This is a genomic window from Streptomyces sp. NPDC006552, from assembly GCF_040611655.1.
Classification (GTDB): Bacteria; Actinomycetota; Actinomycetes; order Streptomycetales; family Streptomycetaceae; genus Streptomyces.
The window spans coordinates 1-11,994 of the sequence record NZ_JBEXOS010000118.1 but is presented as its reverse complement, the minus strand read 5'-3'; the positions used below and the strand labels follow the sequence as shown (position 1 = coordinate 11,994).

Below are 11,994 nucleotides of genomic sequence, written 5' to 3'. Positions count from 1 at the left end.
CCCGATCTTCGACCTCGTCGACTACGGCGTCGTCGGTGACCTCTTCGACGTCGTCCCCCAGCTCACCGACGAGGTCAAGACCCGCAAGGGCTGACGGTTCCGCGGCTGCCTGCGCCGGGACCGCCCGTCGGCCATCTCCTCACGGCCATCCGTCCTGGTGGCGACGGCGTACGTAGTAGGCGGCCGCCCCCGCCGAACCGGTGATCAGCATCCAGCCCAGGACGAGTTGCGTGGTGCTGAAGCGGCCCAGCGAGCCACCGTCCCCGGCGTGCACGCCGTGCAGTTCGTCGCGGCCGCCCGTCACCGTGAGCCGTGCGCGCGCCTCGGTGCCCTTCGCACAGCTCACCGTGACCGGGAACGTGCCGGACGGCGCGTCGGCCGGCACCACGAACCGGCCGACGAGGTCGCCGTCGTGCGTCCCCGTCTCCAGCGGGAAGTCGCCGGCGCCCAAGCTGTTGGCGTCGCCGGTGGCGCGCGGGTCCTTGCCGCAGGCGGTGGTGTTCGCGGTGACCGTGGTGCCGGGGCGGGCGTCGGCCGGGGACAGTTCGAGGGCCGGGGCCGCGGACTCGGTGTCGAGGCCGTCCGGCGCCACGATGTCGGATGCGGAGTCTCCTTCCACCGTGTCGTCCGACGGGACGTCGCCCTCCGCCGGGCTGTCACCGTCCGGCACCAGCTCACTCTCCAGTCCGGGGTCGGCGTCCGTAGCCGTGTCGCCCTCCGTCGCGGGCTCGTCCTGCGTCCCGGACTCCCCCAGGGAGTCGCTCTGCGGCAGGGCGCCGTCCCCGGTCTGGGCGTCGTCCCCCACCAGGTCGTCAGTCCGCGCGGCGCGGGCCGCGGTCCCCGGCGCGGGCACGCCGGACGCGCTGCTGCCCGACGGCCGGTCGTCCCCGTCGGCCCAGGCGGGCGCCGCGGCGCACACCGGTGTGACAGCGAGGGCGAGGACGGCCGTGGCGACGGCGGAGGTGGGCCAGGAGGTGGTGCGGCGCATTGAGGGCCCCTCTGGACGGGCCGGCACTCGCGGCCACGGACGGCGTTCCCCGTCGAGCCAACCCTGTGGACGGGCCCGCCGCCTGTCGAGGCGTCGAGGCGGGTGACGGCGGGAACGCGCGCGGGGCCCCCGGGCCGGCCTCGCCAACGCTCGCCACAAGGCCGGCGCGGGGCCCTGACCGCACGAAACGCGACCTATGGATACCCGTGCATCCGGTGCGCCTCGACCAGCTGCGTGCGCGACGCCTCCAGGCGGTGCGCCATCACCTCGGCCACGCCGTGCAGCAGGGTCATGCCCAGCGCCGGTTCCAGGTCGCACAGGCCGCGGACCGCCCCGGCGTCGAACGCGTAGGCACGGACCGGGCTGAACGCCTCGGCGCCGAAGTCCCACTCGTAGGGCGGGAACAGCCAGGACCAGCCGAGCAGGTCGCCCGGTCCGAGCGGGTCGATCGGCAGGGTCCGGCGGTCCGAGACCCGCACGTCGAGCGTGACCATGCCGGTCCTGATGACGAAGAAGCGGTCGGCGCGGTCCCCCTCCTCCAGGATGCGGCTGTCCTGGGGGAACGAGACTTCCTCGGCGAGGGCCATCAGCCGGTCGCGATAAGCACGTGGAAGCCGGTTCAGCAGTCGTGTCCGAGCGGTCATGGCGCCACACCTCCACCGTCGTGTCATTCCAGCGTACGTACGCCGTGTACGTCACCCGGAGCGAGGGGCCGGGCGCGGAGCGGGAACATCCGGGAGTGACCTGTCGCCCGAAAAGGCTAGTTCCCTCCCCCATCCGGCGCACCTGGACCACATGGCGTAAGCGGAGGGCGAGCCGGTGGTCACGCTTCTACGTTTCCGGCATGGCGAACTTCGCGGGCGTCGGCCCCGGTACGAGCAAGGCGCGCAGGGCGTGGTTGACCTCCGCGGTGTGCGTGACAGCCACCGTCGGCATGCTGGCCGGCCCGGCTCTGGCCACGGCGCCCGCCCCGGCGCCGCCCTCCGCGCCGTCCCTGTCGGCCCTGTCCTGGGAGGTCATGGACGCGCGCACCGGCGACGTCCTGGCCGCGAAGGCGCCGCACCGCAGGCTGCCGCCCGCGAGCACCCTCAAGACCCTGTTCGCCCTGGCGTTGCTGCCGAAGCTGCGCCAGGACACCGTGCACCGGGCCACCCACGCGGATCTGGCCCAGGTCGCCGCGGGCAGCAGCCTGGTCGGGGTCGACGAGGGCGGCCGGTACACGGTCGCCGATCTGTGGCGCGGGGTCTTCCTCAGCTCGGGCAACGACGCCGTGCACACCCTCGCGCGGATGAACGGCGGGCTGCCGCGCACCCTCGCCCAGATGCAGGCGACGGCCGACCGGATCGGCGCCCGTGACACCCAGGTGCGCTCACCGGACGGGTTCGACACCCCCGGGCAGTTCTCCTCGGCGCACGATCTGGCCCTGATCGCCCGGGAAGGGTTCAAGAACCCCGACTTCCGGCGCTACATGGGGACCAAGTGGGCCCGCTTCCCGGCGGCCGGCGGCCCGAAGGCGTTCGGGATCCAGAACACCAACCGCCTCCTGGTGGGCTCGCACGGGGTGCGGCCCTATCCAGGGCTCGTCGGGGTGAAGAACGGTTACACGTCGCAGGCCGGCACCACCCTCGTGACCGCCGCCACCCGTGAGGGCCGCACGATCCTGGTCACCGTGATGCACCCGCAGCAGGAGTCGTTCAACGCGGTCTACGAGGAGAGCCGGGCGCTGCTCGACTGGGGTTTCACCGCCGCTCCGCCGCGCGTGGTGCACAACGCGGGACCCCAGCACGCCCCCGGGCACAAGTCGGCGCCCGTCGCGCCGAATCCCGCGACGGGCGCCCCTGATGCCGGACCGGGACTCACCCGGCACCTCGGCGCCGCGGCGGCCCTCCTGGTCCTGTCCTGCATCCCCCTGATCATCCGCCGGCGGCTGCGCGGCAGGCGGCGCACTCTTACGTGAGCCCCGGGCGGCCCCGCCCGAAAGAAGGTCCCCGGCACAAGGGCCGGGGACCTCGACTCGGCGTCACCGCCGCGGCCGGTCAGACCCGGCCGCCCGTCAGCCGGGTCAGCGGGCCCTGGCTGCCGCGTTCGGCACGGCGTCCGGCCGCGTAGGAGGCGGCGGTCAGGGCGGTCGCCCCGACCGTCGCTCCGGCCGCGATCATCTTGCGGTTCTTCAGGACGGTCCACGCGGTCGTGGCGACCGTGGCCACCTGGCCCGCGGCGGCCGTCACACCCTCGCGGGCGCTGGTCAGCGCGGCGCCCGTCGACTGCGCGGCGCGGCCCGCGGCCTGCCCGGCGCCGGACGCGGCACGGGCGGCGCCGGAACCCGCGGACTCGGCGGCGTGTCCCGCCGCCTCGCCGGTGTCCTTCGCCTTCGCGGCGGTGGCACCCGCCGCCCCGGTCGCCGTCTTGCGCGTGGTCTTGGTCCTGCTCTCACTGCCTCGTTGAGTAGCCATGGTCTGCGATTGACCGCATTCGGCCCGCACAAACAGGCGAATCCTCAGTGGGCGGCGAGCAGTTGCAGCGTGTCGATCACCCGGTTCGAGAAGCCCCACTCGTTGTCGTACCAGGCGACCACCTTGATGTGGCGGCCGTCGACCCGGGTCAGCTCGGAGTCGAAGACGGCCGACGCCGGGTTGCCCGTGATGTCGGACGACACGAGCGCGTCCTCGGAGTACTCCAGGATCCCCGCCATCGGCCCCTGCGCCGCGGCGCGGTAGGCGGCGAGCACGTCGTCGCGGGTCACGTCGCGCGCGACGGTCGTGTTGAGCTCGACGATCGAGCCGACCGGGACCGGCACCCGGATCGAGTCGCCCGACAGTTTCCCGTCGAGGTTCGGCAGCACGCGGCCGATCGCCTTCGCGGCACCCGTCGTGGTCGGCGCGATGTTGACGGCGGCGGCGCGGGCCCGGCGCGCGTCGCGGTGCGGGCCGTCCTGGAGGTTCTGCTCCTGCGTGTAGGCGTGCACCGTCGTCATGAACCCGTGCTCGATACCGGCGAGTTCGTCGAGGACGGCGGCGAGCGGGGCGAGCGCGTTGGTCGTGCAGGACGCGTTCGAGACGACCGTGTGCAGCTGCGCGTCGTACGCGGCGGTGTTCACGCCGTAGGCGAGGGTGACGTCGGCGCCGTCGGAGGGGGCGGAGACCAGCACCTTCCGCGCGCCTGCGTCCAGGTGCGCGCGGGCGGCCTTGGCCGAGGTGAAGCGGCCCGTCGACTCCAGAACGAGGTCGACGTCCAGCTCGGCCCAGGGCAGTGCGGCCGGTTCCCGCTCGGCGAGCACGGTGATCCGGTGGCCGTCCACCACCAGGACGTCGCCGTCGACGCTCACCGGACGGCCGAGGCGGCCGGCCGTCGAGTCGAAGGCGAGCAGGCGCGCGAGAGCGGCGGGCTCGGTGAGGTCGTTGACGGCGACCACGTCGAGGTCGCTGTCCCGCTCCAGCAGCGCGCGCAGCACGTTGCGGCCGATGCGGCCGAATCCGTTGATGGCGATACGAGTCATGAGGTGAGGTCCCTTCTCTTTTCACCCCCAGACTCGCGCGCGGCGCGGGCCGGTGACAGCGGCGCGAACGCCATGGTCCGCAAGGATCCCGCCACCGCCCCCGCCGGCCTTCAGTCCGCCGGGTCGCGCCGGGCGAAGGTGCGCCGGTACTCGCTCGGTGTGGTGCCCAGAATGCGCTGGAAGTGCAGGCGCAGATTGGCTCCGGTGCCCAGGCCGACGTCGGCGGCGATCTGCTCCACGCCGCGCTGCGAACGCTCCAGCAGCTCCCGGGCCACGTCGATGCGGGCCCGCATCACCCACTGCATCGGCGTGTAACCGGTGTCGTCGACGAAGCGCCGCGAGAACGTGCGCGGTGACACCGCCGCGTGCCCGGCGAGCGCCTCCAGGGTGAGCGGTTCGCCGAGCCGGCGCAGCGCCCACTCGCGGGTGGCGGCGAACCGTTCGCCGAGCGGTTCGGGCACGCTGCGCGGCACGTACTGGGCCTGGCCGCCGCTGCGGTAGGGGGCCGCCACCAGGCGGCGCGCCGCGTGGTTGGCCGCGGCCACGCCGAGGTCCGCGCGCAGGATGTGCAGGCACAGGTCGATGCCGGAGGCGGCGCCGGCGGAGGTCAGCACGGTGCCCTCGTCGACGAAGAGCACGTTCTCGTCGACCCGCACCCGCGGATGCTTCGCGGCGAGGGCCTTCGTGTAGTGCCAGTGGGTCGTGGCGCGCTTGCCGTCGAGCAGTCCGGTGGCGGCGAGCGCGAAGGCCCCGGTCGAGATGGCCGCGAGGCGCGCCCCCCGCTCGTGGGCGGCGGTCAGCGCGTCGACGACGGACCGCGGCGGATCGTCGCGGTCGGGGGTCCGGTAGCCGGGGACGAAGACGATGTCGGCCCAGGCGAGCGCCTCGAGGCCGTGCGCGACGACGTACGACAGGCCGTCCCCGCCGGTCACCGGGCCGGGCGCCGCCCCGCACACCCGTACCTCGTACGGCATGCTCGCGCGGGTCGTGAACACCTGGGCCGGGATGCCGACGTCGAGCGGCTTGGCACCCTCGCTGACCAGGACGGCGACGCGGTGCGGAGGGGAGTCGGACACGGGGACGAGAGTACGCGGGGCGCGCCCCGCCACCCGCATGACGGCCCCGGGGGCGGCCTCCGCGCCTCGCACCCTCAGGCGATGAAGCGCGCGCCGTCAGACGGTCCGCATGGCGGGGGGAGCCGTGTTCTTCCACCCGCCGGAGCGGAGCCGGCGCCCCTCCACTCCTGCCGACGCCGCGCAGGGCGCCGTCAGACGGTCCGCATGACGGCGGGGGCGGTGTTCTTCCACCCGCTGCGGAGCAGGGCCGACGCCCCTCCACCCCTGCCTACGCCGCACAGGGCGCCGTCAGACGGTCCGCATGACGGCGGGGGCGGTGTTCTTCCACCCGCCGGAGCGGGGACGCCCCTCCACCCGTGCCAAAGGCTGCCGGGCGGCACCAGCGCCGCGGCGGCCACGCCGCGTGGGCGGGCGACACTCGTCGGCCCCTCCCGCCGCGGCGGGAGGGGCCGACGAGTGTCGCCCGCCCACGCGGCGTGGCCGCCGCGGCGCTGGTGCCGCCCGGCAGCCTTTGGCACGGGTGGAGGGGCGTCCCCGCTCCGGCGGGTGGAAGAACACCGCCCCCGCCGTCATGCGGACCGTCTGACGGCGCCCTGTGCGGCGTAGGCAGGGGTGGAGGGGCGTCGGCCCTGCTCCGCAGCGGGTGGAAGAACACCGCCCCCGCCGTCATGCGGACCGTCTGACGGCGCCCTGCGCGGCGTCGGCAGGAGTGGAGGGGCGCCGGCTCCGCTCCGGCGGGTGGAAGAACACGGCTCCCCCCGCCATGCGGACCGTCTGACGGCGCGCGCTTCATCGCCTGAGGGTGCGAGGCGCGGAGGCCGCCCCCGGGGCCGTCATGCGGGTGGCGGGGCGCGCCCCGCGTACTCTCGTCCCCGTGTCCGACTCCCCTCCGCACCGCGTCGCCGTCCTGGTCAGCGAGGGTGCCAAGCCGCTCGACGTCGGCATCCCGGCCCAGGTGTTCACGACCCGCGCGAGCATGCCGTACGAGGTACGGGTGTGCGGGGCGGCGCCCGGCCCGGTGACCGGCGGGGACGGCCTGTCGTACGTCGTCGCGCACGGCCTCGAGGCGCTCGCCTGGGCCGACATCGTCTTCGTCCCCGGCTACCGGACCCCCGACCGCGACGATCCGCCGCGGTCCGTCGTCGACGCGCTGACCGCCGCCCACGAGCGGGGGGCGCGCCTCGCGGCCATCTCGACCGGGGCCTTCGCGCTCGCCGCCACCGGACTGCTCGACGGCAAGCGCGCCACGACCCACTGGCACTACACGAAGGCCCTCGCCGCGAAGCATCCGCGGGTGCGGGTCGACGAGAACGTGCTCTTCGTCGACGAGGGCACCGTGCTGACCTCCGCCGGCGCCGCCTCCGGCATCGACCTGTGCCTGCACATCCTGCGCGCGGACCTCGGCGTGGCCGCGGCCAACCACGCGGCGCGCCGCCTGGTGGCGGCCCCCTACCGCAGCGGCGGCCAGGCCCAGTACGTGCCGCGCAGCGTGCCCGAACCGCTCGGCGAACGGTTCGCCGCCACCCGCGAGTGGGCGCTGCGCCGGCTCGGCGAACCGCTCACCCTGGAGGCGCTCGCCGGGCACGCGGCGGTGTCACCGCGCACGTTCTCGCGGCGCTTCGTCGACGACACCGGTTACACGCCGATGCAGTGGGTGATGCGGGCCCGCATCGACGTGGCCCGGGAGCTGCTGGAGCGTTCGCAGCGCGGCGTGGAGCAGATCGCCGCCGACGTCGGCCTGGGCACCGGAGCCAATCTGCGCCTGCACTTCCAGCGCATTCTGGGCACCACACCGAGCGAGTACCGGCGCACCTTCGCCCGGCGCGACCCGGCGGACTGAAGGCCGGCGGGGGCGGTGGCGGGATCCTTGCGGACCATGGCGTTCGCGCCGCTGTCACCGGCCCGCGCCGCGCGCGAGTCTGGGGGTGAAAAGAGAAGGGACCTCACCTCATGACTCGTATCGCCATCAACGGATTCGGCCGCATCGGCCGCAACGTGCTGCGCGCGCTGCTGGAGCGGGACAGCGACCTCGACGTGGTCGCCGTCAACGACCTCACCGAGCCCGCCGCTCTCGCGCGCCTGCTCGCCTTCGACTCGACGGCCGGCCGCCTCGGCCGTCCGGTGAGCGTCGACGGCGACGTCCTGGTGGTGGACGGCCACCGGATCACCGTGCTCGCCGAGCGGGAACCGGCCGCACTGCCCTGGGCCGAGCTGGACGTCGACCTCGTTCTGGAGTCGACGGGCCGCTTCACCTCGGCCAAGGCCGCCCGCGCGCACCTGGACGCAGGCGCGCGGAAGGTGCTGGTCTCCGCCCCCTCCGACGGCGCCGACGTCACCCTCGCCTACGGCGTGAACACCGCCGCGTACGACGCGCAGCTGCACACGGTCGTCTCGAACGCGTCCTGCACGACCAACGCGCTCGCCCCGCTCGCCGCCGTCCTCGACGAACTCGCCGGTATCGAGCACGGGTTCATGACGACGGTGCACGCCTACACGCAGGAGCAGAACCTCCAGGACGGCCCGCACCGCGACGCGCGCCGGGCCCGCGCCGCCGCCGTCAACATCGCGCCGACCACGACGGGTGCCGCGAAGGCGATCGGCCGCGTGCTGCCGAACCTCGACGGGAAACTGTCGGGCGACTCGATCCGGGTGCCGGTCCCGGTCGGCTCGATCGTCGAGCTCAACACGACCGTCGCGCGCGACGTGACCCGCGACGACGTGCTCGCCGCCTACCGCGCCGCGGCGCAGGGGCCGATGGCGGGGATCCTGGAGTACTCCGAGGACGCGCTCGTGTCGTCCGACATCACGGGCAACCCGGCGTCGGCCGTCTTCGACTCCGAGCTGACCCGGGTCGACGGCCGCCACATCAAGGTGGTCGCCTGGTACGACAACGAGTGGGGCTTCTCGAACCGGGTGATCGACACGCTGCAACTGCTCGCCGCCCACTGAGGATTCGCCTGTTTGTGCGGGCCGAATGCGGTCAATCGCAGACCATGGCTACTCAACGAGGCAGTGAGAGCAGGACCAAGACCACGCGCAAGACGGCGACCGGGGCGGCGGGTGCCACCGCCGCGAAGGCGAAGGACACCGGCGAGGCGGCGGGACACGCCGCCGAGTCCGCGGGTTCCGGCGCCGCCCGTGCCGCGTCCGGCGCCGGGCAGGCCGCGGGCCGCGCCGCGCAGTCGACGGGCGCCGCGCTGACCAGCGCCCGCGAGGGTGTGACGGCCGCCGCGGGCCAGGTGGCCACGGTCGCCACGACCGCGTGGACCGTCCTGAAGAACCGCAAGATGATCGCGGCCGGAGCGACGGTCGGGGCGACCGCCCTGACCGCCGCCTCCTACGCGGCCGGACGCCGTGCCGAACGCGGCAGCCAGGGCCCGCTGACCCGGCTGACGGGCGGCCGGGTCTGACCGGCCGCGGCGGTGACGCCGAGTCGAGGTCCCCGGCCCTTGTGCCGGGGACCTTCTTTCGGGCGGGGCCGCCCGGGGCTCACGTAAGAGTGCGCCGCCTGCCGCGCAGCCGCCGGCGGATGATCAGGGGGATGCAGGACAGGACCAGGAGGGCCGCCGCGGCGCCGAGGTGCCGGGTGAGTCCCGGTCCGGCATCAGGGGCGCCCGTCGCGGGATTCGGCGCGACGGGCGCCGACTTGTGCCCGGGGGCGTGCTGGGGTCCCGCGTTGTGCACCACGCGCGGCGGAGCGGCGGTGAAACCCCAGTCGAGCAGCGCCCGGCTCTCCTCGTAGACCGCGTTGAACGACTCCTGCTGCGGGTGCATCACGGTGACCAGGATCGTGCGGCCCTCACGGGTGGCGGCGGTCACGAGGGTGGTGCCGGCCTGCGACGTGTAACCGTTCTTCACCCCGACGAGCCCTGGATAGGGCCGCACCCCGTGCGAGCCCACCAGGAGGCGGTTGGTGTTCTGGATCCCGAACGCCTTCGGGCCGCCGGCCGCCGGGAAGCGGGCCCACTTGGTCCCCATGTAGCGCCGGAAGTCGGGGTTCTTGAACCCTTCCCGGGCGATCAGGGCCAGATCGTGCGCCGAGGAGAACTGCCCGGGGGTGTCGAACCCGTCCGGTGAGCGCACCTGGGTGTCACGGGCGCCGATCCGGTCGGCCGTCGCCTGCATCTGGGCGAGGGTGCGCGGCAGCCCGCCGTTCATCCGCGCGAGGGTGTGCACGGCGTCGTTGCCCGAGCTGAGGAAGACCCCGCGCCACAGATCGGCGACCGTGTACCGGCCGCCCTCGTCGACCCCGACCAGGCTGCTGCCCGCGGCGACCTGGGCCAGATCCGCGTGGGTGGCCCGGTGCACGGTGTCCTGGCGCAGCTTCGGCAGCAACGCCAGGGCGAACAGGGTCTTGAGGGTGCTCGCGGGCGGCAGCCTGCGGTGCGGCGCCTTCGCGGCCAGGACGTCGCCGGTGCGCGCGTCCATGACCTCCCAGGACAGGGCCGACAGGGACGGCGCGGAGGGCGGCGCCGGGGCGGGCGCCGTGGCCAGAGCCGGGCCGGCCAGCATGCCGACGGTGGCTGTCACGCACACCGCGGAGGTCAACCACGCCCTGCGCGCCTTGCTCGTACCGGGGCCGACGCCCGCGAAGTTCGCCATGCCGGAAACGTAGAAGCGTGACCACCGGCTCGCCCTCCGCTTACGCCATGTGGTCCAGGTGCGCCGGATGGGGGAGGGAACTAGCCTTTTCGGGCGACAGGTCACTCCCGGATGTTCCCGCTCCGCGCCCGGCCCCTCGCTCCGGGTGACGTACACGGCGTACGTACGCTGGAATGACACGACGGTGGAGGTGTGGCGCCATGACCGCTCGGACACGACTGCTGAACCGGCTTCCACGTGCTTATCGCGACCGGCTGATGGCCCTCGCCGAGGAAGTCTCGTTCCCCCAGGACAGCCGCATCCTGGAGGAGGGGGACCGCGCCGACCGCTTCTTCGTCATCAGGACCGGCATGGTCACGCTCGACGTGCGGGTCTCGGACCGCCGGACCCTGCCGATCGACCCGCTCGGACCGGGCGACCTGCTCGGCTGGTCCTGGCTGTTCCCGCCCTACGAGTGGGACTTCGGCGCCGAGGCGTTCAGCCCGGTCCGTGCCTACGCGTTCGACGCCGGGGCGGTCCGCGGCCTGTGCGACCTGGAACCGGCGCTGGGCATGACCCTGCTGCACGGCGTGGCCGAGGTGATGGCGCACCGCCTGGAGGCGTCGCGCACGCAGCTGGTCGAGGCGCACCGGATGCACGGGTATCCATAGGTCGCGTTTCGTGCGGTCAGGGCCCCGCGCCGGCCTTGTGGCGAGCGTTGGCGAGGCCGGCCCGGGGGCCCCGCGCGCGTTCCCGCCGTCACCCGCCTCGACGCCTCGACAGGCGGCGGGCCCGTCCACAGGGTTGGCTCGACGGGGAACGCCGTCCGTGGCCGCGAGTGCCGGCCCGTCCAGAGGGGCCCTCAATGCGCCGCACCACCTCCTGGCCCACCTCCGCCGTCGCCACGGCCGTCCTCGCCCTCGCTGTCACACCGGTGTGCGCCGCGGCGCCCGCCTGGGCCGACGGGGACGACCGGCCGTCGGGCAGCAGCGCGTCCGGCGTGCCCGCGCCGGGGACCGCGGCCCGCGCCGCGCGGACTGACGACCTGGTGGGGGACGACGCCCAGACCGGGGACGGCGCCCTGCCGCAGAGCGACTCCCTGGGGGAGTCCGGGACGCAGGACGAGCCCGCGACGGAGGGCGACACGGCTACGGACGCCGACCCCGGACTGGAGAGTGAGCTGGTGCCGGACGGTGACAGCCCGGCGGAGGGCGACGTCCCGTCGGACGACACGGTGGAAGGAGACTCCGCATCCGACATCGTGGCGCCGGACGGCCTCGACACCGAGTCCGCGGCCCCGGCCCTCGAACTGTCCCCGGCCGACGCCCGCCCCGGCACCACGGTCACCGCGAACACCACCGCCTGCGGCAAGGACCCGCGCGCCACCGGCGACGCCAACAGCTTGGGCGCCGGCGACTTCCCGCTGGAGACGGGGACGCACGACGGCGACCTCGTCGGCCGGTTCGTGGTGCCGGCCGACGCGCCGTCCGGCACGTTCCCGGTCACGGTGAGCTGTGCGAAGGGCACCGAGGCGCGCGCACGGCTCACGGTGACGGGCGGCCGCGACGAACTGCACGGCGTGCACGCCGGGGACGGTGGCTCGCTGGGCCGCTTCAGCACCACGCAACTCGTCCTGGGCTGGATGCTGATCACCGGTTCGGCGGGGGCGGCCGCCTACTACGTACGCCGTCGCCACCAGGACGGATGGCCGTGAGGAGATGGCCGACGGGCGGTCCCGGCGCAGGCAGCCGCGGAACCGTCAGCCCTTGCGGGTCTTGACCTCGTCGGTGAGCTGGGGGACGACGTCGAAGAGGTCACCGACGACGCCGTAGTCGACGAGGTCGAAGATCGGG

The 11,994-nt window shown here is 74.3% G+C and carries 12 protein-coding genes; 6 read left to right on the top strand and 6 right to left on the bottom strand.

What is annotated here, in order from left to right; all coding sequences use genetic code 11:
* Nucleotides 1-139: 139 nt before the first annotated feature.
* Both ABZY33_RS35270 and ABZY33_RS35265 read right to left on the bottom strand, forming a co-directional pair.
* The gene (locus tag ABZY33_RS35270; protein WP_356495799.1) at nt 140-988 is read right to left on the bottom strand and encodes a hypothetical protein; all 849 of its coding nucleotides are present in this window, start codon (nt 986-988) and stop codon (nt 140-142) included.
* 194 nt (nt 989-1,182) lie between these two features.
* Nucleotides 1,183-1,632 carry a cyclic nucleotide-binding domain-containing protein gene (locus tag ABZY33_RS35265; protein WP_356495800.1) on the bottom strand — a complete coding sequence of 150 codons (450 nt, stop codon included), beginning with the start codon at nt 1,630-1,632 and terminating at the stop codon, nt 1,183-1,185.
* A 290-nt stretch (nt 1,633-1,922) separates the two neighbouring features.
* Here ABZY33_RS35265 and ABZY33_RS35260 point away from each other — a divergent pair, with 290 nt between their 5' ends.
* A complete protein-coding gene (locus ABZY33_RS35260) occupies nt 1,923-2,945 on the top strand; it encodes a serine hydrolase (RefSeq protein WP_356495804.1) in 1,023 nt (340 codons plus the stop codon).
* A gap of 79 nt (nt 2,946-3,024) precedes the next feature.
* On the opposite strand, the gene ABZY33_RS35255 is transcribed toward ABZY33_RS35260, so the two are convergent.
* The 3 genes from ABZY33_RS35255 to ABZY33_RS35245 all read right to left on the bottom strand — a co-directional run bounded on the left by ABZY33_RS35255 (nt 3,025) and on the right by ABZY33_RS35245 (nt 5,560).
* Nucleotides 3,025-3,441 (bottom strand): hypothetical protein, encoded by a 417-nt coding sequence (locus ABZY33_RS35255; protein WP_356495801.1) that lies wholly within the window; start codon nt 3,439-3,441, stop codon nt 3,025-3,027.
* Nucleotides 3,442-3,485: 44 nt separating this feature from the next.
* Entirely contained in the window at nt 3,486-4,484 is a 999-nt protein-coding gene (gap, locus tag ABZY33_RS35250; RefSeq protein ID WP_356495802.1) for a type I glyceraldehyde-3-phosphate dehydrogenase, read from the bottom strand.
* 110 nt (nt 4,485-4,594) lie between these two features.
* Nucleotides 4,595-5,560: a DJ-1/PfpI family protein gene (locus ABZY33_RS35245; RefSeq protein ID WP_356495803.1), complete on the bottom strand. Its 966-nt coding sequence runs from the start codon at nt 5,558-5,560 to the stop codon at nt 4,595-4,597.
* A gap of 874 nt (nt 5,561-6,434) precedes the next feature.
* On the opposite strand from ABZY33_RS35245, the gene ABZY33_RS35240 reads away from it, so the two are divergent.
* The 3 genes from ABZY33_RS35240 (at nt 6,435) to ABZY33_RS35230 (ending at nt 8,970) form a co-directional block, all read left to right on the top strand.
* Nucleotides 6,435-7,400, top strand: a complete 966-nt coding sequence (locus ABZY33_RS35240) for a DJ-1/PfpI family protein (RefSeq protein ID WP_356495803.1) — start codon at nt 6,435-6,437, stop codon at nt 7,398-7,400.
* Nucleotides 7,401-7,510: 110 nt separating this feature from the next.
* Nucleotides 7,511-8,509 carry a type I glyceraldehyde-3-phosphate dehydrogenase gene (gap, locus tag ABZY33_RS35235; RefSeq protein WP_356495802.1) on the top strand — a complete coding sequence of 333 codons (999 nt, stop codon included), beginning with the start codon at nt 7,511-7,513 and terminating at the stop codon, nt 8,507-8,509.
* A 44-nt stretch (nt 8,510-8,553) separates the two neighbouring features.
* Complete coding sequence (locus tag ABZY33_RS35230; RefSeq protein WP_356495801.1) at nt 8,554-8,970, top strand: hypothetical protein; 417 nt, start codon at nt 8,554-8,556, stop codon at nt 8,968-8,970.
* Nucleotides 8,971-9,049: 79 nt separating this feature from the next.
* Here the strand turns inward: ABZY33_RS35230 and ABZY33_RS35225 are convergent, their stop codons facing one another.
* On the bottom strand, nt 9,050-10,072 hold the full coding sequence (locus ABZY33_RS35225; protein WP_356495804.1) for a serine hydrolase: 1,023 nt from the start codon (nt 10,070-10,072) through the stop codon (nt 9,050-9,052).
* Nucleotides 10,073-10,362: 290 nt separating this feature from the next.
* Here ABZY33_RS35225 and ABZY33_RS35220 point away from each other — a divergent pair, with 290 nt between their 5' ends.
* Together ABZY33_RS35220 and ABZY33_RS35215 are read left to right on the top strand one after the other, a co-directional pair.
* Nucleotides 10,363-10,812: a cyclic nucleotide-binding domain-containing protein gene (locus ABZY33_RS35220; RefSeq protein ID WP_356495800.1), complete on the top strand. Its 450-nt coding sequence runs from the start codon at nt 10,363-10,365 to the stop codon at nt 10,810-10,812.
* 194 nt (nt 10,813-11,006) lie between these two features.
* On the top strand, nt 11,007-11,855 hold the full coding sequence (locus tag ABZY33_RS35215) for a hypothetical protein (protein WP_356495799.1): 849 nt from the start codon (nt 11,007-11,009) through the stop codon (nt 11,853-11,855).
* Nucleotides 11,856-11,994: the final 139 nt, after the last annotated feature.